This is a genomic window from Roseovarius mucosus DSM 17069 (assembly GCF_000768555.3).
GTDB classification, from domain to species: domain Bacteria; phylum Pseudomonadota; class Alphaproteobacteria; order Rhodobacterales; family Rhodobacteraceae; genus Roseovarius; species Roseovarius mucosus.
On the sequence record NZ_KN293979.1, the window covers coordinates 373,939 to 393,372 of the forward strand.

General features: G+C 60.6%; 18 protein-coding genes and 1 pseudogene. 10 read left to right on the top strand and 9 right to left on the bottom strand.

Annotation, left to right across the window (positions count from 1 at the left end):
* Positions 1-7: 7 nt before the first annotated feature.
* From ROSMUC_RS10905 to ROSMUC_RS10935, 7 genes are all read right to left on the bottom strand, one after another.
* Positions 8-1,552 carry a Ppx/GppA family phosphatase gene (locus ROSMUC_RS10905; protein ID WP_037272870.1) on the bottom strand — a complete coding sequence of 515 codons (1,545 nt, stop codon included), beginning with the start codon at positions 1,550-1,552 and terminating at the stop codon, positions 8-10.
* A 50-nt stretch (positions 1,553-1,602) separates the two neighbouring features.
* Positions 1,603-3,777, bottom strand: coding sequence for an RNA degradosome polyphosphate kinase (locus ROSMUC_RS10910; protein ID WP_037272873.1), 2,175 nt, complete (start codon positions 3,775-3,777; stop codon positions 1,603-1,605).
* Positions 3,778-3,826: 49 nt separating this feature from the next.
* On the bottom strand, positions 3,827-4,504 hold the full coding sequence (locus ROSMUC_RS10915; protein ID WP_037272875.1) for a P-loop NTPase family protein: 678 nt from the start codon (positions 4,502-4,504) through the stop codon (positions 3,827-3,829).
* On the bottom strand, positions 4,501-5,568 hold the full coding sequence (locus tag ROSMUC_RS10920) for an AI-2E family transporter (protein ID WP_037272877.1): 1,068 nt from the start codon (positions 5,566-5,568) through the stop codon (positions 4,501-4,503). Before ROSMUC_RS10920 ends, ROSMUC_RS10915 begins: the two co-directional genes overlap by 4 nt.
* A 162-nt stretch (positions 5,569-5,730) precedes the next feature.
* Positions 5,731-5,937, bottom strand: coding sequence for a cold-shock protein (locus tag ROSMUC_RS10925; protein WP_008280544.1), 207 nt, complete (start codon positions 5,935-5,937; stop codon positions 5,731-5,733).
* Positions 5,938-6,088: 151 nt separating this feature from the next.
* Entirely contained in the window at positions 6,089-6,643 is a 555-nt protein-coding gene (locus ROSMUC_RS10930) for a L,D-transpeptidase (RefSeq protein WP_206018444.1), read from the bottom strand.
* Positions 6,644-6,947: 304 nt separating this feature from the next.
* Complete coding sequence (locus tag ROSMUC_RS10935) at positions 6,948-8,168, bottom strand: multidrug effflux MFS transporter (RefSeq protein WP_037272880.1); 1,221 nt, start codon at positions 8,166-8,168, stop codon at positions 6,948-6,950.
* A 169-nt stretch (positions 8,169-8,337) separates the two neighbouring features.
* On the opposite strand from ROSMUC_RS10935, the gene ROSMUC_RS10940 reads away from it, so the two are divergent.
* From ROSMUC_RS10940 to ROSMUC_RS10970, 8 genes are all read left to right on the top strand, one after another.
* Positions 8,338-9,870, top strand: coding sequence for an acyl-CoA carboxylase subunit beta (locus ROSMUC_RS10940; protein WP_037272882.1), 1,533 nt, complete (start codon positions 8,338-8,340; stop codon positions 9,868-9,870).
* A 72-nt stretch (positions 9,871-9,942) separates the two neighbouring features.
* Entirely contained in the window at positions 9,943-10,284 is a 342-nt protein-coding gene (locus ROSMUC_RS10945; RefSeq protein WP_037272885.1) for a hypothetical protein, read from the top strand.
* Positions 10,284-10,694, top strand: coding sequence for a DUF6497 family protein (locus ROSMUC_RS10950; RefSeq protein ID WP_052115322.1), 411 nt, complete (start codon positions 10,284-10,286; stop codon positions 10,692-10,694). Before ROSMUC_RS10945 ends, ROSMUC_RS10950 begins: the two co-directional genes overlap by 1 nt.
* A 223-nt stretch (positions 10,695-10,917) precedes the next feature.
* Positions 10,918-11,055: a hypothetical protein gene (locus ROSMUC_RS21020; protein ID WP_170062562.1), complete on the top strand. Its 138-nt coding sequence runs from the start codon at positions 10,918-10,920 to the stop codon at positions 11,053-11,055.
* Positions 11,056-11,148: 93 nt separating this feature from the next.
* On the top strand, positions 11,149-11,493 hold the full coding sequence (locus tag ROSMUC_RS10955; protein WP_037272887.1) for a hypothetical protein: 345 nt from the start codon (positions 11,149-11,151) through the stop codon (positions 11,491-11,493).
* 412 nt (positions 11,494-11,905) lie between these two features.
* Positions 11,906-12,136, top strand: coding sequence for a hypothetical protein (locus ROSMUC_RS10960; RefSeq protein ID WP_075571733.1), 231 nt, complete (start codon positions 11,906-11,908; stop codon positions 12,134-12,136).
* A 160-nt stretch (positions 12,137-12,296) separates the two neighbouring features.
* Positions 12,297-14,297 (top strand): acetyl-CoA carboxylase biotin carboxylase subunit, encoded by a 2,001-nt coding sequence (locus ROSMUC_RS10965; RefSeq protein ID WP_037272889.1) that lies wholly within the window; start codon positions 12,297-12,299, stop codon positions 14,295-14,297.
* Between the two features lie 4 nt (positions 14,298-14,301).
* Positions 14,302-14,820, top strand: a complete 519-nt coding sequence (locus tag ROSMUC_RS10970; protein ID WP_037272891.1) for a hypothetical protein — start codon at positions 14,302-14,304, stop codon at positions 14,818-14,820.
* Between the two features lie 13 nt (positions 14,821-14,833).
* On the opposite strand, the gene ROSMUC_RS10975 is transcribed toward ROSMUC_RS10970, so the two are convergent.
* Positions 14,834-15,280: a DUF4174 domain-containing protein gene (locus ROSMUC_RS10975; RefSeq protein ID WP_037272893.1), complete on the bottom strand. Its 447-nt coding sequence runs from the start codon at positions 15,278-15,280 to the stop codon at positions 14,834-14,836.
* Between the two features lie 169 nt (positions 15,281-15,449).
* On the opposite strand from ROSMUC_RS10975, the gene ROSMUC_RS10980 reads away from it, so the two are divergent.
* Both ROSMUC_RS10980 and scpA read left to right on the top strand, forming a co-directional pair.
* Complete coding sequence (locus tag ROSMUC_RS10980) at positions 15,450-16,385, top strand: hypothetical protein (protein ID WP_037272895.1); 936 nt, start codon at positions 15,450-15,452, stop codon at positions 16,383-16,385.
* Positions 16,357-18,487, top strand: a pseudogene (scpA, locus tag ROSMUC_RS10985) (methylmalonyl-CoA mutase). The gene ROSMUC_RS10980 and the pseudogene scpA overlap by 29 nt, the downstream one beginning before the upstream one ends.
* Before the next feature lie 449 nt (positions 18,488-18,936).
* On the opposite strand, the gene ROSMUC_RS10990 reads toward scpA, so the two are convergent.
* Positions 18,937-19,353 carry a hypothetical protein gene (locus tag ROSMUC_RS10990; protein ID WP_037272897.1) on the bottom strand — a complete coding sequence of 139 codons (417 nt, stop codon included), beginning with the start codon at positions 19,351-19,353 and terminating at the stop codon, positions 18,937-18,939.
* Positions 19,354-19,434 lie beyond the last annotated feature (81 nt).

Sequence of the window (19,434 nt, forward strand, 5' to 3'; positions counted from 1 at the left end):
GGCGTCGCTAACTTGGTGTCTTGATCACGATCCGCGCCGAGAGTGTTGTGGCGAGCGAGGCAAAACGCGCCTGCGCCACTTCGCCAAAAAGCGGTGCCGCTTCTGACGATAGGCGTAATTCCAGCACCTTCTTTTGCGGGAACCATCGCAATTCCCCCAAATGCGCATTTCGTTTGAGCCAAAGCATCGCGGCAAAGCGCATGGCCTTGCCCAGAACTTCGGCCTCATGGCGGTCCTTTTCGCTCAGCAACCCGTCCAGATCGGCAAAGCGGCTGCCGTCACGCTTGTTCGAGTATCGGTGCAACAGGGCAAGACCCAAATAAACCCGCTCTGAATGTTTGAGCCCGCCCAGATTGGCGCGGGTGGCGTTATCAAAACAGACCTCCGCCCGGTAATCAGGGTGGGCGCGCCAGCTTACATCATGCAAAAGACAGGCCGCACGGATCAGGCGGCGTCGCTCTGGCTTGGCGGATTTGAACAGTGGCAGGATGAAATGATAGATCACCTTGCCAAAACCGGGTAGGCGTGCATCCTTTTGTTCGGCAAAGCGGCAGGCCTCGATCAGGGGATCACGGTCACGCAGCATCTGGGGCATCTGCTCATAGAGCAAGCCCTCGCGAATGCCATAGCTCGATACGGCGATGTCGCGCGGCTTGAAGGTCTTGATCAGCTCGCCCAGGACCTCGATTGCCTGTGGCACAAGCTCGATCCGTGCCATAGAGACGCCAGATTGCGCGCGCAGCGTTTCGACGTCTAGCTTCTCGATATACTTGATGGTCGCGCGCACATCAGCAGGGGTCATACGATATTCGTGCAGCACATGCAGCGGGTATTTGCGCCGCACCATGTCAATCCGGGCAATCGCCCGCCACGAGCCACCCACCAGAAAGAGGCGGTTGTTCTGCTCGCCCAGTTCGGCGCGCATCTCGTTCAGGACCTGGCGGATATAGGCGCGCCGCTCTTTCTTGTCGCCTTTGAAGTCGCGCAGTTTGAGCGGGCCAAGCTGGGATGAAACCCTTGCTCCCACCGTGCCGCCGTTGATTTCGGCCAGTTCCATGGACGAACCGCCGATGTCGCAGACAAGGCCGTAAGAACCGGGCCACCCCAAGAGCACGCCTTGTGCCGACAGCCGCGCCTCTTCGCGCCCGTCGATCACCCAGAGCTTCAGACCGGTTTCCCGCTCGACATCGGCACAAAAGTCCGCGCCATCGCTGGCCTCTCGCACGGCGGCGGTGGCGACAATGACCAATGGGCCTGTGTCCATCCCCTCGGCTAGCATCTTGAACCGCTTGAGCGCCTCCAGAGCGCGTTTGCGCCCCGCAGGATTGAGACGTCCACTTTCAGACATGCCGGCACCAAGGCCGCACATGATCTTTTCGTTGTAAAAATAGGCCGGGCTGCGGGCTGCTCCGTCGAACACCACAAGCCGCACAGAGTTTGAGCCCACATCAACCACGCCCACGCGACTCAGCGCTCGCGCGGAGGGGCTATCGAACAGGGGGCGGCCAAATGGGCCGCCGTCGGGTTCTCTTGGATCGTTGGTGCCGTCCATGTCCGTCCCAGTCTTTCGCGCCTCCTCTATGCGACAGAGGCGCGCGTGGGTCAATCGTCCGTGTGCGTAAGCTTGGGCACATCCGACGCCCCAGCTGAGCCACGACCCGAAAGCGAGGGGTTTTCCATGAAGAAGCGATGGCAGTTAAAAGCGAACATGCCTTCGATCGCGGGCGGGCGGCTAAAACTGCCATCGGGGGCCATCACCCAGCTTTGGGCAACGTCCGCCATATTGGCGGCCATGACCTGACTGACGATCTGCGCCTTGACGGTCGGGTTCTCGATCTCGATCAGAGTTTCGACCCGGCGGTTAAGGTTACGCCCCATCCAGTCGGCGGACGAGATGAACACGCGCGCCTTTTTCGAGGGCAGCCCTGCGCCATTGCCGAAACACACGATGCGAGAATGTTCCAAGAACCGGCCAATGATGGATTTCACGCGGATATTGCTCGACAATCCCTTGATGCCAGGCCTCAATCCACAAATGCCGCGCACGACGAGGTCGATCTTGACCCCTGCTTCGGACGCTGCATAGAGCGCGTCGATGATGTTGGGCTCGATCAGCGAATTCATCTTGGCCCAGATTGCCGCCGGCTTGCCGGCGCGCGCATGCTCGGCCTCACGCTCGATCAGTTCGAGCAGGCGGGGTTTGAGCGACTTGGGCGAAATGGCAAGATTCTCCAGACCTTCGGGCTCGGCATAGCCGGAGAGGTAATTGAACACCTTTGTCGCGTCTCGTCCGAGCTTGGTATCGCAGGTGAAAAAGCTGAGATCCGTATAGATGCGTGCAGTGATCGGGTGATAATTACCGGTGCCATAATGGGTATAAGTCACCAAATTTTCGCCTTCGCGGCGCACCACGGTGGAAATCTTGGCATGGGTCTTGAGGTCGATGAATCCATAGACCACATGTGCCCCGGCCCGTTCCAGCCGCCGAGATTGTCGGATATTGGCCGCCTCGTCGAACCGCGCCTTAAGTTCCACGAGCGCGGTGACAGATTTGCCATCCTCCGCTGCCTCGCAGAGGGCCTCTACGATGGGCGAGTTGCGCGAAGTGCGGTAGAGAGTTTGCTTGATCGCCACCACATCGGGATCATGCGCGGCCTGTGTCAGAAAGCGTACCACCATGTCGAAGGTCTCGTAGGGGTGGTGAAGCAGCATATCTTTTTGCCTGATCGCCGCAAACATATCTCCGCCATGGTCCTGTACCCGCTCCGGCACACGCGGAGTAAAGGGAGGCCATAGAAGATCTGGGCGCGATTCGAGCACCAACTCCTTGAGGTCGGCCAGACCGATCATGCCTTCGACCTCGACGACCTCTTCGGGGATGACGTGCAATTCCTGCATGATGACACGGCGCAGATCCTCGGGCGCGTTGGCCGAAATCTTCATCCGCACCACTTCCCCACGGCGGCGGCGCTTCAACGCCACCTCGAATTCGCGCACGAGGTCTTCGGCCTCTTCCTCGACCTCTAGATCACTGTCGCGCAGCACGCGAAAGGCACAATGGCTCTTATACCTGTAGCCTGGAAAGAGACTGTGCAAATGTAGTAAGAGCAACTCTTCCAGAGGCAGGAACCGATAAGTGCCCTCGGATGCAGGCAGCGGGATGAACCGCGCGATTTGTTGCGGAATCGGTAAAAGCGCCTGAAGCGGTCTCTTGTCGGCCTTTCGCTCCAGTTGAAGCGCAAGACTGTAACCGAGGTTGGGGATGAACGGGAATGGATGCGCAGGGTCAATCGCCAAAGGCGAGAGCACCGGAAAGGTCTTGTTGAGAAAGACATCCGCCAGATAATCCCGGTCTCCCTCCTCTATAGAGCCGTGATCGAGGATCGAAATCCTCTCGGCCTCTAGCTCGCGGCGAAGTGTGTCGTAGGTCTCTTGCTGAGAGGCCAACAGTTTGCGGGCATTCTCGTTGATCAGCACAAGCTGCTCTGCCGGGGACAAGCCATCCGCCGCAGGGGTCGTATTGCCCGCTTGCGCCAATTCCCGCAGACCTGCCACGCGCACGTTGTAAAATTCATCAAGATTGGTGGCTGAAATCGACAAAAATCTCAGCCGCTCCAACAGTGGAACGCGGCTGTTCTGTGCTTCCTCCAGCACTCGCCAGTTGAACCCCAGCCAGCTGAGTTCACGATTAAAGAAACGCCCCGGACCGGTCAGATCCAGATCAGTCATTTCGACGGCTTCGGGCGCGGGGTGTTTAAGAAAATCTGCTTGGGTCATGAGAAGCTTATGGCTTTGAGATGTAACGGAACGGTGACGCAGCGTGGCGTTAATGCGCCAATTTGTCCAGCACTTGCGCGGCGAGCGCTCGGGTGATTGCACGGCCTTCCTCAAGCGCTGTGGCATCAAGCATCGCGACCACCTCTCGTGCCGTATCAAAGGAGCGATCCATCCGCCGTGCGAGATAGGGAATCGTGTCCGGGCTGGGAGCAATCTGGCGGTCGGCGAAGAGCTTGGTCAGCACGGCGGCCAAGAGGGCGTCATCCGGCGCGCGCAGTTGCGCGAGCATCGTGCCCTGCATGCGGCTTTGCAGATCGGGCAGGCCGAGTGACCAGAGGTTCGGTGGGCGCTCAGCCGTCAGCAAGAGTGTGTGGCCCTCAGCCAATACGAGATTGTGCAGGTGAAAGAGCGCTTCTTCGGCAGGGCCATCCCCTGCCAACTGATCGGCATCCTCAACTGCAATCGCGCCTGTCGCAAGCGTTGGAATATCGACATGGGACAGGTCCTTGGCTGAGATTATCCGGGCGCCCGAGAGGGCGGCCCAGACATGCGCCAGATGGGTCTTGCCCGCCCCAGGAGGACCCGCAAGTATCAGCTTGCGGCCGGGCCAGCCTTGCCAGCCCTCTATCATTGCCACAGCTTCGGCATTTGAGGGCGAGACAAAGAAATCCTCGCGCCCCAGTGCCGTACGCACCGGCAGGTCAAAACTGAGTTGGCGCGGTGTCATTCGCGGTCAATGCTTTCCAGCCCGCGGTAGAGGCGGCTGTCGCGGTACTGCTCCAACGCAAAGCGGGCGATCACTCCGAGCGACGCGGCCACTGGTACGGCTACAAGCATCCCGACAAAGCCAAAGAGTGCGCCAAAGGCCGAGAGTGCGAAGATCAGCCAGACCGGATGCAGTCCCACCGAGGATCCCACCAGCTTGGGTGTCAGAAAATTGCCTTCGATCACCTGACCCGAGACGAAGACGGCCGCCACCATGCCGACGCTGACCCAATCCCCCCAGAACTGGAACAACGCGAGGCCCACCGCCAGCACGCCGCCGACAATGGATCCGACATAGGGGATGAACGTGATCAGGCCCGCAATCGCGCCCACCACGAGGCCGAATTGCAACCCCACAAGCATGAGCGCGACCGCGTAATAGGTGCCCAAGATCAGACAGACGGTGCCCATGCCTCGGATGAAACTGGCCAGCGTATTGTCGATCTGGCCTGCCAGCCTGCGGATCACAGGCGCATGGTCGCGCGGCAAAAGATTGTCGATCTCGGCAACCATGTGATCCCAATCATACAGCAGATAAACTGCCACAACGGGGACAATTACAATCAAAATCAATATGTTGACCATGGAGGCGGCAGAGCTGAGGATCGTTTCGAGCAATTGGCCGCCACGTTCACGAATGGTTTCGCCCAAGGACAGCAGCGTCTTGTTCAGCGCCGAGTCAGGATCGAAGAGTGTCGGGAAATGAGTGCTGAGAAATCCGTGTAGATCGCGCGCCAGTTCAGGTGCCACGTTGAAGAGCGCCACGGTCTGACTGACGAGCGTTGGCACGATCAACAGGACAATCACGACAAAGGCCAGAATGGCAATCAGTGTGATAACCACGACCGAGGCGGCGCGACTTAGGCCCAGCCTCTCTAGACGGTCTGCTACCGGATCAAGGAAATAGGCAATGGCTCCGCCCAGAACAAACGGCAGGATCACGTCCCCGAGGAACCATAACACCACAAAAAACACGGCCGTGGCCGCGCCCCAATATTTCATCTGTTCCCGGACGGGGAGCGCCATGGTTCGCCTCCTGATGCACGCTCTATGTCATGGTTTGGGCATGTGGTTTCAAGGGGAAACACGAGGGGGGCGCAAAACCCATAAACATGAATATCGCGCCCTGCGCGGGCGCGATGAGGATGTGCAGGGGGATTTTTACCCCCTGTCGGCCTCAGGCGGTGCTCAGGCGAGAACTATATTGGACGCAGACTCGCGCCCGTCGCGGCCCGCCTCAATGTCGAACTTGACCTTTTGGTTGTCGGCAAGGCCGGTCAGGCCTGCGCGCTCAACCGCGCTGATGTGTACGAATACATCCTTTCCGCCGCCATCGGGCGCGATGAAGCCATAGCCTTTGGTGGCATTGAACCATTTCACGGTGCCAGTCGCCATCTTACTGATTCCTTCTGTATTTGTTGCCCGCGGAAGTGCGGCAACCCGGCAAAGTCATACAAGATCGAGTGACTGAGCCGAAAAGGACAGATGGTCGATAGTGGTAACGTCGCACGATAAAATATGCCGATTCACCGTGCGAAAATCAAGATTACAGAACTGTGACAACCGTTCCGATGGGGACCCGATCATATAGGTCCTGCACATGCTCGTTGATCATCCTGATACAGCCGTTCGAGACAGACCGCCCGATGGACGAGGGCTGTGTCGTGCCGTGAATCCGATAGTAGGTGTCGCGTCCGTTCTGGAAAAGGTAAAGCGCGCGAGACCCGAGCGGATTGCCCGCACCGCCGGGCTGCACATAGTCATTGCCCTTGAAACGCCCGTAGGCAGCAGGATCGCGTTCGATCATTTCGTTCGTCGGGCGCCATGTCGGCCATTTCTTCTTGACGCTGATGGTGGCGGTGCCGGTGAACTCCAGCCCGGCCTTGCCCACGCCCACGCCGTAACGGCGGGCTCGACCGGGTTCTGTTACGAAGTAGAGAAAATGCGCGCGCGGCAGCACGATCAGCTGGCCGGGTTGATAGACGGGATCGAACGCCACCTCTTGCGGCATGAACCTTGGGTCAAGTTCAAATGCATTGGCAAGGGATGCAGTGCCCAAGGCAGCGAGACCAGTGGCCATGAATGTGCGGCGATGGATCATTGGGAACCTCCTGAGAATACCGCTCCTGTTATAGGAGGGGTCTTGGCGGGGTGAAAATTCAAAACGCGCTTATCCCCCGCATTATGGACGAACTGTTGCGCTCGGGTCGCGTGCGTCCGTCAAATCGCCGCCCAATCGTTGAACTGGTAGGGCATGAATTCGCGATTTCTGCGCGCAGGCGCGGGGCGATATAGGGATTTGCGGCGAGTCATCTTGGTCTCCTCTCCTGTCGGTCACATAGACTTGGGGGCAAGGCCGGGGTCAGGCCAGAGGGGATAAAGAACTCGTGATCCGCAGTGACCGGCTATGTCGACAGCCCCAGTCTGCGTTCCCGGCGGATCACCGCGAGGATCGTCGCGATCGCGGCAAGCGCCGTCGAGAGCATCAGCCCAAGCAGGGCATAGGTCCCACTGCCGGGGGTCAGCAGCGTGCCCGCAAGCGCCGAGAGAGCCGCGCCGATGCCGATCATCAGCGCGCCCGACAGCCCGCTTGCCGTGCCTGCGAGGTCTGGGCGGATCGAGAGGGCCCCGGCAGTGGCGTTGGGGATCACCATGCCGTTGCCTAGGCCCATGAATGTCATCAGCCCAAAGAACGTCAACGGCGTACCCAAGCCCACAAGAAACAGCATGAGATTGAGCGCGATGCCGCCTGCGTTGAACAGCGTGCCCCACAGCACCATGCGGTTGACGCCAATCCTCATGGAAAACCGCCCCGAGGCAAAATTGCCCAGAAAATACCCGATCGCCGGGGCGCCGAACAACAGCCCCAGAGTGGACGGGGGCAGGCCGAATACGCGATCCCCAACAAAGGGTGCGCCGCCCAGATAGGCAAAGAACGCCCCCGAGCTCAGCCCCGCCGCCAGTGCATAGCCCCAGAAACGTCGCGACGTCAGAAGAGCAGGATAATCCCGGAACTGCTGCATCAGGGTTCGCCCTGAGAGCGGCGCGGTCTCGCCTAGGTCACGCCAGCAGACCACAAAGAGCGCGGCCCCAAGCACGAAGAGCGCCCAGAAATTTGCCTGCCAGCCAAAGGCCTCATCCAATTGCCCGCCAAAGGCCGGGCCTATCATCGGCACAACGGCCATGCCCATGGTTACATAGCCGATCATCGAGGCCGCGCGGTCTTGGGGCACCATGTCCCGCACGATGGCGCGCGACAGGACCATGGCGACTACCACGCTTGCCTGAACCATGCGAAAAGTCAGAAAAACCGTGACATTGGGGGCAAAGATGCAGCCCAAGGTGGCCACAAGAAAGAGGCCGAGCCCCCAGAGAATGACCGGCCGCCGCCCCCACCGATCCGAGATTGGTCCCATCAGCAGTTGCAGCGCGGCATTGACCCCAAGATAGAGGGCGACCGACAATTGGATCAGCCGGTATTCGGTGTTGAAATGTGCGGTCATCCCCGGCAGGCTGGGGAGAAAGATGTTCATGGCGAGTGCCGACAGCCCCGCCAGCAGGATCAGCGTCGAGAGGTGCGGCGGGGTGGTGCGGTCGAGATACTTGGGTGTCTGAGCGCGGTTCATGGGGCATGGCTAGGAGCGGCCCGCGAGGAAGTCCATTAGGCAGCGCATAAATTCGCAATTTTACAGATTTTCAAAATATTATTTGCGATGATTTGCAAATTTGCCCAATTCTGCTTTGAGCCATTCCTTTCAAACTCTATGCTGCGCGCAACATCGCAAGGGGAGTGCTATGAAAGACATCCTTCAGGAATTGGAGAACCGCCGCGCCGAAGCCCGCCTGGGCGGGGGGCAACGCCGTATCGATGCGCAGCATGCCAAAGGTAAACTGACGGCGCGCGAGCGGGTCGAATTGCTGCTCGACGAGGGCAGCTTTGAAGAGTTCGACATGTTCAAGGCGCACCGCTGCACCGATTTCGGGATGGAGAAAGAGCGCCCCTACGGCGATGGTGTGATCACCGGCTGGGGCACGATCAACGGTCGTATGGTCTATGTCTTTTCCCAGGATTTCACCGTTTTCGGTGGGTCCCTGTCGGAAACACATGCCGAGAAGATCTGCAAGATCATGGACATGGCGATGCAGAACGGCGCACCAGTCATCGGCATCAACGATTCGGGTGGAGCGCGGATTCAGGAGGGTGTCGCCAGCCTTGCAGGCTATGCTGAGGTTTTTCAACGCAACATCATGGCCAGCGGCGTGGTTCCCCAAATCAGCCTGATCATGGGTCCCTGCGCAGGCGGCGCTGTGTATAGCCCGGCCATGACCGATTTCATTTTCATGGTGCGTGACAGCTCCTACATGTTCGTGACCGGTCCCGATGTGGTCAAGACCGTGACCAACGAGGTGGTCACCGCCGAGGAATTGGGCGGCGCATCGACGCATACCCGCAAGTCGAGCGTGGCTGACGGGGCGTTCGAAAATGATGTAGAGGCCTTGGCCGAAGTGCGGCGTCTGGTGGATTTCCTGCCGCTCAACAACCGCGAGAAGCCCCCCGTGCGTCCCTTCTTTGACGAGCCGGGGCGGGTGGAGCAGAGCCTCGATACGCTGATCCCCGACAATGCCAACACCCCCTATGACATGAAGGAACTGATCCTCAAGGTCGCGGACGAGGCGGATTTCTACGAGATTCAGGCGGAATTCGCCAAGAACATCATCACCGGCTTCATTCGTCTTGAAGGGCAGACTGTGGGGGTGGTGGCCAATCAACCGATGGTATTGGCGGGGTGCCTCGACATCGACAGCAGCCGCAAGGCGGCGCGGTTCGTACGGTTCTGCGATGCCTTCGAGATTCCGATCCTGACCTTTGTCGATGTTCCGGGCTTCCTGCCGGGCACGGGTCAGGAATATGGCGGCGTGATCAAGCATGGCGCGAAACTTCTCTTTGCCTATGGCGAAGCCACGGTGCCGAAGGTGACGGTCATCACCCGCAAAGCCTATGGCGGGGCCTATGATGTGATGGCCTCCAAACATCTGCGGGGCGATTTCAACTATGCCTGGCCCACGGCGGAAATTGCAGTGATGGGGGCAAAGGGTGCCACCGAAATCATCCACCGCGCCGACTTGGGATCACCCGAAAAGATCGCGGCGCATACCAAGGATTACGAAGGCCGCTTTGCCAATCCTTTCGTGGCCGCCGAGCGTGGTTTTATCGACGAGGTGATTCAGCCGCGCAGCACGCGGATGCGCGTCAGCCGGGCGTTTGCGTCTTTGCGCAACAAGAAGCTCAGCAACCCATGGAAAAAGCACGATAACATTCCGCTCTGAGTGGTGAGGACTGGGGGCTCTGCCCCCAGACCCCCGAGGTATTTGTGGCCAGATGAAGCACGGAGGAGCAGCATGGGTCGTAGCCACTGGCATGTGATCGAAGAGAAGGGGGGCGGCGCACTCACAGTTGCGCGGCGGATGCCGGTGCGCTTCGATCTGGCGGTGGAGACGGTGCTGTCGGGAACGACGGGGCGGCGGCGCTTGGCGCATCTGGTGCGCCAAGACCTGTGGCGGGCTCTGCAATCGCTGCGAGGTTTCGCACCGGCAGTGCAGGTGCGTCGAGACGAACGGTCGATGCATGTTCGGGCCGGAGGGGCGGTAATGGGCCGATTTGATCGGATCGGGTATGAGGCACTCATTGCTCAGGTGCTGGAGGACGAGGCGAAACGCGCGCGGTGGATGGGGCGGTTTTGATGGGACGGGCGGGGCAGGCTGTGGCGCTGAGCGTCGGGCTGGCGCTCGCCCAAGGGGCGGCAGCGCAGGAGGAGGCGCTGCCGCTGCCCTCGGGCTTGACCGCGCGAGTGCAGGAGGTGCTGACGGACCGGCCGGGCTTGGGGCTTACCTATCGTTTTAGGTTTGTGGCCGAAGGATTCGCCGGGGTCGGTGATACGGATGCGCAGCTCGAAACGGTGCTGGCTGATCTGGTCTGGCTGTGCGAGAGCTACGCCCTGCCGCGATTGGCAAGCACTGGGCCGATGCCCGCTCAGGTTGTTATTTCGCTGGCGGACCGACCGTCAGAATTCGGGGTTTTCGACCCTGATGTCATTCAGGTCTTTGAGGCCTACAGGCCGCAGGAAGGCGCCTGTATCTGGGAGATGTTTTAATGAGAACGCAAAATCTTGCGCCGCGAAATCAACGCCTTGGAAGCACTGAGGCTTTGGGGACACAGACGCACGGGATTGGTGATGACAGATGTTCAAATCCTGAAAATTCCGATAAGCTGCGTCAAGGTTGCACCCAAGCGACCTTTACCTCGCCCTTGAGACGGGCAGGGACATGGTGTCCTTGCGCGTCTCTTCATGAAGTTACGAGAGACAGGAGATATACATGTCGAAAAGCGTCAAGAGCATTCTCGCAATCGGTTTCATCGCCGTCGTCGCAGCATGCGCACAGCCTGCAGAAGAAGAGTTCGTTGTGGTCGAGCCGATCACGACCGAGCCCGTTCAGACCGGCAAGTACAAGTAAGCCCATTGGGCTAGGCGCGGGACGGACCCTCGGGGCCGTCCCGTCCACAAGATTAATAACCGCGCAGTGCCCTTATATTTCGGAGGGCGCAACATGTTGAAACATCGCGGTTTTCCCGGGCGATTGCCGGGATCTGACTTTCAGTTCACCATCAGACGCGCGAATCCGAAGGGGGCCACTCCCTTGATTGCGCGCGAGCGTTACCGCGACCGTAAGCCCGCTGACAAACGGGCAGACGCCGCCTTTGTGCGCGCGATCTGGGAGTGTTTCGGCGAAGAGCCGTTTGAGCGTGGCAATCTCGATGCCGGGCGGCTCAGCTGGCTTTTGGGCCGCGAAGTCAAAGCGGTCGATACCCCTTTTGATGCCACAAGTTATGAGGCGCTTTTGGTCTTGGACCTCGAGGTCGCGCGCGAGTCATTTCCGGAGGTATTCTTGTGAGCCCTGCGCGCCCGCATCATCTCAGAGTTCGGGGGGCGCAGCGTCGGATGCGCGACGTTCTGCCTATGGGGAATGAAAATAGGCAAGGCTCTGCTCATGCGGGTATCTGGCTGAAACTACGCTTGGTGCGTGGCGCGGTTGCAGGCAAGGTGATCGAAGTGGCGGGAGTCCTTTCCCCAGAGGTTTTGACATTGCGTCGATCCCGCCGCCCTTCCCCCTGGGGGCGATCCTGTGCGGGCGTGCATGGATCGCCCTCTTTTTTCGTTGAGAATTCGATGTTTGCGCGTCTGGGTGCGCATGCGCGGGGGTTCGCCGATGATGTGAGGAGGCGATGCAATCGCTTTGACGCGGACCGCCAAGTGACGTTCTATGGCATGGAATTCTCATGCGATCTGACAAGAGGACGTTCCACATGCAAAGACTTCGAACACTTCAGCTACCGCGTGGCCTTGCTCCGGCCCTTGGTGTTTTGGCGCTTGGCGCTCTGGTCGCCTGCGGTGACACCGTTCCGGAGCAGGCGCTCATCGGTGGCGGTGCCGGTGCGCTTACGACAGCAGTGGTTGGCGGCAGCGTCGTCACCGGCGCAGCAGTCGGGGCTGCGGGAAACGTGGTCTATTGCCAAGCCTATCCGAGCCGCTGCTGACAACCTGAGTCAAGGTCGGTCATTCGACCCTCTGCCTGTCGGCCAAGACCCTATCATTCAAGCCACCGGTGCACTTCGCGCCGGTGGCTTTCTTGTTGTGCCAGAAGAAAACCGGCGCGCCGCCTGAGGGCCGCGCCGATAAGAGAGGAAGGGACGGAAGATGTTCAAGAAGATATTGATTGCCAATCGCGGTGAAATTGCCTGTCGCGTGATCAAGACTGCGCGCAAGATGGGGATTGCAACAGTGGCGATCTATTCCGATGCGGATCGCAACGCGCTGCATGTGCGCATGGCGGACGAGGCGGTGCATATCGGACCAGCCGCCGCGTCCGAGAGCTATATCGTCATCGACAAGGTGATGGCCGCAATCAAGGCAACCGGTGCCGAGGCTGTGCATCCGGGCTATGGGTTCCTGAGCGAGAATCCCAAGTTCGCTCAGGCACTTGAGGCTGCAGGCGTGGCCTTTGTTGGCCCACCGGTGGGTGCCATCGAGGCGATGGGTGACAAGATCACCTCGAAGAAGATCGCGCAAGAGGCCGGGGTCAGCACCGTTCCCGGCTATATGGGCCTGATTGCCGATGCCGAAGAGGCGGTGACGATTTCGAACCAGATCGGCTATCCGGTGATGATCAAGGCTTCTGCGGGCGGTGGCGGCAAGGGAATGAGGATCGCGTGGAATGACGAGGAGGCGCGCGAGGGCTTTCAATCCTCCAAGAACGAGGCCGCAAGCAGTTTCGGAGACGACCGGATTTTCATCGAGAAATTCGTCACGCAACCACGCCATATCGAAATTCAGGTGCTCTGTGATACCCATGGCAACGGCATCTATCTGGGCGAGCGGGAATGCAGCATTCAGCGCCGCAATCAAAAGGTGATCGAGGAGGCCCCGAGCCCGTTTTTGGACGAGGCGACGCGCAAGGCGATGGGCGAGCAGGCCGTGGCGCTTGCTCAGGCGGTGGGCTATGCCAGTGCAGGCACCGTGGAATTCATCGTCGATGGAGAGCGGAATTTCTATTTTCTGGAAATGAACACGCGCCTGCAGGTTGAGCATCCGGTGACGGAATTGATCACCGGCGTGGACCTTGTGGAGCAGATGATCCGTGTGGCGAATGGCGAGGCGCTGAGCCTCTCCCAGGCGGATGTGAAGCTGACTGGTTGGGCGATGGAGAGCCGCCTTTATGCCGAGGATCCCTATCGCGGGTTCCTGCCCTCGATTGGCCGTCTGACCCGTTATCGCCCACCCGAGGAGCTGGCGATCGAGGGGGCCGTGGTGCGCAATGATACCGGCGTCTTTGAGGGCGGCGAGATCAGCATGTATTACGATCCGATGATCGCCAAGCTTTGCACCTGGGGGCATACCCGCGCCGAGGCGATCGAAGGTATGCGGGTGGCGCTCGACAGTTTCGAGGTCGAGGGTATCGGGCACAATCTGCCGTTCCTGAGTGCTGTGATGGATCATCCCCGTTTCGTCAGCGGCAACATCACCACCGCCTTCATCGCCGAGGAGTATCCCGAAGGGTTTACGGGCGTCACCCTGCCCGAAGAGGCGCTGCGCGCGATTGCGGCAAGCACGGCGGCGATGCACCGGGTGGCCGAGATTCGGCGCACACGGGTGTCGGGGCGGATGGACAATCACGAGCGCCACGTCGGTGAGGACTGGATCGTGTCGGTGCAGGGCAAGAGCTTTGCCGTGGTGGTGGCTGCCGACCGTGAAGGCGCTACTGTGCGCTTCGAGGATGGGGACACGCTGCGCGTTGCCAGCGATTGGACACCTGGCGATCAACTAGCACGGCTTGACGTTAATGGTGAGCCTCTGGTGCTCAAGGTAGGCAAGATCAGCGGTGGGTTCCGCATTCGCACACGCGGGGCCGACCTCAAGGTGCATGTGCGCACGCCCCGTCAGGCGGAACTGGCCGCGTTAATGCCCGAGAAACTGCCGCCTGATACATCCAAGCTGCTGCTCTGCCCGATGCCGGGCTTGATCGTGAAGGTCAATGTCGCGCCGGGCGACGAGGTGCAGGAGGGCCAGGCGCTCTGCACGGTGGAGGCGATGAAGATGGAAAACATCCTGCGCGCCGAGCGCAAAGGCGTGGTAGCGAAGGTCAACGCCGGAGCCGGCGACAGCTTGGCCGTGGACGACGTGATCATGGAGTTCGAGTGAGGGGATGAATCTGACCCTGCGCCATGACCTGCGATTGCTTTCGTGCCTCGCTGCTATCGCTCTCGTTGCCGCTTGTGCGCGGGATGCGGAGGCAGCGCAGCGCGGGCGGCTGGCGGCGTGGTTTGCGTTGGGCGAAACAGTGGAATTTGCGGCGACGATGCAATGTGCCGTGGGCCTCTATCGTGTAACGGATGGGCGGATCAAGGCGGCGATGCCCGTGGTCGGGTCAGCGTCAGAGATGGCGCGCACCCTCGCCGCGCGTGGTCAGGCGGCTTGGATCGCTCAGGGGCTGGCCCCTGATGGGGCCATGGTGGCAATGGCCAACTTCGACCGGCCTATCGGGATGGCTATGCGACGCGCAGGCCTTGAGGCGCGCGCCTGCATGGGCCCTTTGAGCGAGAGTGCGTTTCATCACATGCTGGGACAGCCGGGCGCAGTGCTGGCATGGGAGGCGGAGACAGGCGCGCTTGTGCTGATGGACCCCGCCGCCGGGCTTTTGATCGTGGCGATGGGGGCCGGGTGATGGCGCGCGAGGATCAGCTATCGCCGGGGCGCTCGCGCAATTCCTGTTGGCGCATCGGCAGCTTGTCGATGGTGCGGATGATCTCGCGCACGTGCCAGGGCGCGGGCTTGCGCAGGTATATCACCCCGTCCTTGCCAATCAGCACGAGGCCAAACCCGCGCGGCCGCAGCGTTTTGCGCAGATCAGAGCGGGCGTCAGGATCAGTATCGGTGATCACCACCACATCGAGCGCGGTCAGCACATCGAGGCGCTCGGTGATATACCCCATCTGTTCAATGTATCGCGGATCGGCCGGCGTATCGGCAAAGATCACCAGAGGGCGTTTGAGCCAGAGAAAATCTTTCAAATTGGCTGTATCGGCCGTGAGGATCGAGGCGGATGCCGGTACCGTATCGCTGTCCTGTGCGGTCACGGGCATCGCGATAAATACAGCCAGAACAAGGGATAAGATCGTTTTCATTGGGTCTCCTGCTGGTCCAGATATAGGCCGGATGAGGACGATTGCGAAGGGTGAATGGCACGCGCACGGAAATTTTCCTGAGTTAAGCGCATGGTCAGGAATGGCAGGCAGGATCGGGGCCAAGCGTTTGTGGCCGCAAGGGGCGGCCAGTCGAAAGGTCAGACCTCACATGGACATCACTCTGCATCTGGGGGCACATCGCACCGCCTCAACTTCGTTTCAGCACTATTTGCGCGCCAATGCGGGCGCTTTGGCGGCGCAGGGCCTGCGTTATTGGGGGCCGGAGGTGACGCGCAACGGGGTGTTGAGCGGGGTCATTCCGGCATCGGGCATCGCCACCTCTGCGCAACAGTTGGACCGCGCGCGTGGACGTATCAGCCTCCGGCTTGAAGAGGCGCGGACGCAGGGCATGACGCAGGTGCTGATCAGTGATGAGAACATGATTGGCGCAACCCGACGCAATCTGCGACGTGCGCGGCTCTATCCCGGCGTCGGCGAGCGGTTGGCGCGGTTTGCGTATGCCTTCGACGGGCGGATCACCCGGGTGGTTCTGTCGATCCGAGGGCAAGATAGCTGGTGGGCATCGTCGCTGGCCTATGGCGTGGCTCGGGGTCACGGCGTGCCGGGGGTTGATGACCTCGATCGGCTGGTGACGGTCAACCGGCATTGGCGCGAGGTGATCGGTGATGTGGCCTGCGCCTTGCCCGGCGTCGATATTGTGGTCCTGCCGCATGAGGTGCATGCCGGACGTCCCGAGGCGCGGCTGCGCGCAATGACGGGGCTAACCGAGTTGCCGCGCAAAGCGGCGCGCCTATGGCTGAACCGTGCGCCGGACCTAGAGGCTTTGCGTCGTGCAGTGGCGGCGCGCGATGGCGACGTGACACAACTACCCGAGGGCGAAGGGCGTTGGCAGCCCTTTGATCGGGCACAAAGATTGGCCCTGCAAGAGGCCTATGCCGACGATCTGTTCTGGCTGTCTGCCGGCGCGGATGGTTTGGCGCGACTATCAGAGGAAACCGGACCGGATGAGGCAGGGAGACATCTGCCCATTGGTCAGACTGAAAGAGGACATCGGAATGGCAACGAAGAAAGACGATTGGCGTAAGCTCGCGGCCAAGGAATTGCGGGGGCGTGCCCCCGAGGATCTGACGTGGAACACGCTCGAGGGGATCGCGGTGCAACCGCTCTATACCCAAGAGGATGTGGCCGATCTTCCGCATCTGGGTAGCATCCCCGGGCAGGCTCCTTTTACCCGTGGCGTCAAGGCCACGATGTATGCGGGCCGCCCTTGGACCATCCGGCAATATGCCGGCTTTTCCACGGCGGAGGAATCGAACGCCTTTTACCGCCGCAATCTTGCGGCCGGACAGCAGGGTGTCTCGGTGGCTTTCGATCTGGCCACGCACCGCGGCTATGACAGCGATCACCCGCGCGTCGAGGGCGATGTGGGCAAGGCGGGGGTGGCCATCGACAGCGTGGAGGATATGAAAATCCTCTTTGATGGTATCCCGCTCGACAAGGTTTCGGTCAGCATGACGATGAACGGCGCGGTCATTCCTGTGCTGGCATCCTTCATCGTCGCGGGTGAAGAGCAGGGCCACGACAAGGCGTTGCTGTCCGGCACCATCCAGAACGACATCCTCAAGGAGTTCATGGTCCGCAACACCTATATCTATCCGCCCGCGCCGTCTATGCGGATCGTGTCGGACATCATCGGCTATACCGCCGAGCATATGCCCAAATTCAACTCGATCTCGATCTCGGGCTATCACATGCAGGAGGCGGGTGCGAACCTTGTGCAGGAGTTGGCCTATACGCTGGCTGACGGGCGCGAGTATGTGCGCGCGGCGATTGCGGCGGGAATGGATGTGGACAGTTTCGCACCGCGCCTCTCGTTCTTCTTCGCCATCGGCATGAACTTCTTCATGGAGGCCGCCAAGCTGCGCGCTGCACGCCTGCTCTGGCATCGGATCATGACGGAATTTGGTGCGAAGGACGAGAAATCCAAGATGCTGCGCACCCATTGCCAGACATCCGGCGTGAGCCTCCAGGAACAAGATCCCTACAACAACGTCGTGCGCACCGCCTACGAGGCGATGAGTGCGGTTCTGGGCGGCACACAGTCGCTGCACACCAATGCGCTCGACGAAGCGATTGCTCTGCCCACGGATTTCAGCGCCCGCATCGCCAGGAACACGCAGCTTATCCTGCAAGAGGAAACGGGCGTGACCAAGGTGGTCGATCCGCTGGCGGGATCATACTACGTCGAGAGCCTGACACATGATTTGGCTGAGAAAGCCTGGGCGCTGATCGAAGAGGTCGAGGCCATGGGTGGCATGACCAAGGCTGTTGAGTCGGGCATGCCCAAGCTGCGGATCGAAGAGACGGCGGCGACCCGACAGGCGATGATCGACCGGGGGGGACGAGGTGATCGTCGGGGTTAATAAGTATCGCAAGGACAAGGAAGACCCGATCGACATTCTCGATATCGACAATGACAAGGTGCGCGAGGCGCAAATTGCGCGTCTGGAGCGCATCCGCGCGCAGCGCGACGAAACGGCCTGCCAGGCCGCACTGAACGAGATGACGCGCCGCGCGCGCGAAGGGGGCAATCTGCTCGACGCGGCGGTCGAGGCCGCGCGTGCGCGCGCCACGGTGGGAGAGATCAGCATGGCACTGGAAAAAGAGTTCGGGCGCCACCGCGCCGAGGTCAAGACTTTGGCCGGGGTTTACGGCGCAGCCTATGAGGGCGATGCGGGCTTTGCCGCGATTCAGAAATCGGTTGAGGATTTTGCTGAGGCCGAGGGGCGGCGGCCGCGCATGCTCGTCGTCAAGATGGGGCAGGACGGGCATGACCGGGGTGCGAAGGTCATCGCAACTGCCTTTGCCGATATCGGGTTCGATGTGGATGTGGGCCCACTCTTTCAAACGCCGGAAGAGGCGGCGCAGGACGCCATCGACAATGACGTGCATGTGGTGGGCATCAGCTCTCAGGCGGCGGGGCACAAGACACTGGCCCCGAAACTGATCGCGGCACTCAGGGCGCGGGATGCGGGCGATATCATCGTGATCTGTGGCGGGGTCATCCCGCAACAGGATTACGATTTCCTCAGAAAGGCGGGGGTCAAGGCGATTTTTGGCCCGGGCACCAACATTCCAGAAGCAGCCAAGGATATTCTGCGGCTGATCCGCGAGGCGCGCGGGTAACAGTCCGACGCTGCGACAGACAATCTTTGGATCGACGTCCCCGTGCAGATATGCGCGGGGACAATCCTTGAAATCGGCCCCATGAAAAAGGTTACGCCCGGACGCGAGAGCGACCGGGCGACAAACCTTTGCAAGCTCTGGAGGGAAGCTTAGCCCAAAACCGAGAGAAGTGCGGAAACGATCCAGTACCACATCGCGACACCGAGACCAAGCATGGGGACAAGCCACCATCCACTGGGGAGATGGAGGGGGGTATTGGTGTCTTGTCCAAACTGATGCGTATGGTTCACGGTCATATGCGGTGCCAACTGTTTCATTTCCGTATCTCCTGGCAGCCTTGGAAGTACAATCACAATCCCATGATCTGACTGTAATGGAAAGCGCGCGAAGGTATCTGTCATAGGGCGAAAGAGAAGGGCGCTATCCAAAGATAAAGGCGCTTGTCGCATTCAGTCATCGCCAAAGAAGTCATCCTCTGCGTCTTCGCCGCTGCCCAACTCGTTCATCATCATAGAAAGCGCACCGCCCGCCAGATCGAGGCTGACGAGCTTGGGGGCCTTGGCCGGTTTGGGGGGCGGGGCGGGTTCAGGCTCCGGTTCCGGCGCAGGGGGCGGCAGAGCCTCGGGTTCGGCCTTGACCGGTGGGGCGGGTTTGCGCGGGGCATCGAGCGCTTCTTGCAAAAGGCGCAGTCGCAGGCGCAATGCGAGCGCGCGCTGCACCGGATCCTGGGTTTGAGCATAAACACTGTTGGCCAACGGCAGGCTCTCGGTTGCAGGCAGCGTCAGCAGGCGCCCCAGCACACGGCTAAAGCTGCGGGGCAGGGTGAGCGGCTTGCGCAGCGGGGGGCGGGGGGAGGTCTCTGACATCGGCGTTCCTTGGTCTCGGGCCGGTTGGCACCGGAATTGCAGGGATGCGGGCAGGGCCGGGGCATCCACGATGTCATTCGC

Bases quoted from the DNA above. Each gene is read 5' to 3' on its own strand.
- ROSMUC_RS10915 (WP_037272875.1), bottom strand. From the start codon at position 4,504: ATGACACCGCGCCAACTCAGTTTTGACCTGCCGGTGCGTACGGCACTG.
- ROSMUC_RS10905 (WP_037272870.1), bottom strand. From the start codon at position 1,552: ATGGACGGCACCAACGATCCAAGAGAACCCGACGGCGGCCCATTTGGC.
- ROSMUC_RS10945 (WP_037272885.1), top strand. From the start codon at position 9,943: ATGGGTCGTAGCCACTGGCATGTGATCGAAGAGAAGGGGGGCGGCGCA.
- ROSMUC_RS10965 (WP_037272889.1), top strand. From the start codon at position 12,297: ATGTTCAAGAAGATATTGATTGCCAATCGCGGTGAAATTGCCTGTCGC.
- ROSMUC_RS10940 (WP_037272882.1), top strand. From the start codon at position 8,338: ATGAAAGACATCCTTCAGGAATTGGAGAACCGCCGCGCCGAAGCCCGC.
- ROSMUC_RS10930 (WP_206018444.1), bottom strand. From the start codon at position 6,643: ATGATCCATCGCCGCACATTCATGGCCACTGGTCTCGCTGCCTTGGGC.
- ROSMUC_RS10950 (WP_052115322.1), top strand. From the start codon at position 10,284: ATGGGACGGGCGGGGCAGGCTGTGGCGCTGAGCGTCGGGCTGGCGCTC.
- ROSMUC_RS10980 (WP_037272895.1), top strand. From the start codon at position 15,450: ATGGACATCACTCTGCATCTGGGGGCACATCGCACCGCCTCAACTTCG.
- ROSMUC_RS10935 (WP_037272880.1), bottom strand. From the start codon at position 8,168: ATGAACCGCGCTCAGACACCCAAGTATCTCGACCGCACCACCCCGCCG.
- ROSMUC_RS10955 (WP_037272887.1), top strand. From the start codon at position 11,149: ATGTTGAAACATCGCGGTTTTCCCGGGCGATTGCCGGGATCTGACTTT.
- ROSMUC_RS21020 (WP_170062562.1), top strand. From the start codon at position 10,918: ATGTCGAAAAGCGTCAAGAGCATTCTCGCAATCGGTTTCATCGCCGTC.
- ROSMUC_RS10990 (WP_037272897.1), bottom strand. From the start codon at position 19,353: ATGTCAGAGACCTCCCCCCGCCCCCCGCTGCGCAAGCCGCTCACCCTG.
- ROSMUC_RS10975 (WP_037272893.1), bottom strand. From the start codon at position 15,280: ATGAAAACGATCTTATCCCTTGTTCTGGCTGTATTTATCGCGATGCCC.
- ROSMUC_RS10920 (WP_037272877.1), bottom strand. From the start codon at position 5,568: ATGGCGCTCCCCGTCCGGGAACAGATGAAATATTGGGGCGCGGCCACG.
- ROSMUC_RS10960 (WP_075571733.1), top strand. From the start codon at position 11,906: ATGCAAAGACTTCGAACACTTCAGCTACCGCGTGGCCTTGCTCCGGCC.
- ROSMUC_RS10970 (WP_037272891.1), top strand. From the start codon at position 14,302: ATGAATCTGACCCTGCGCCATGACCTGCGATTGCTTTCGTGCCTCGCT.
- ROSMUC_RS10925 (WP_008280544.1), bottom strand. From the start codon at position 5,937: ATGGCGACTGGCACCGTGAAATGGTTCAATGCCACCAAAGGCTATGGC.
- ROSMUC_RS10910 (WP_037272873.1), bottom strand. From the start codon at position 3,777: ATGACCCAAGCAGATTTTCTTAAACACCCCGCGCCCGAAGCCGTCGAA.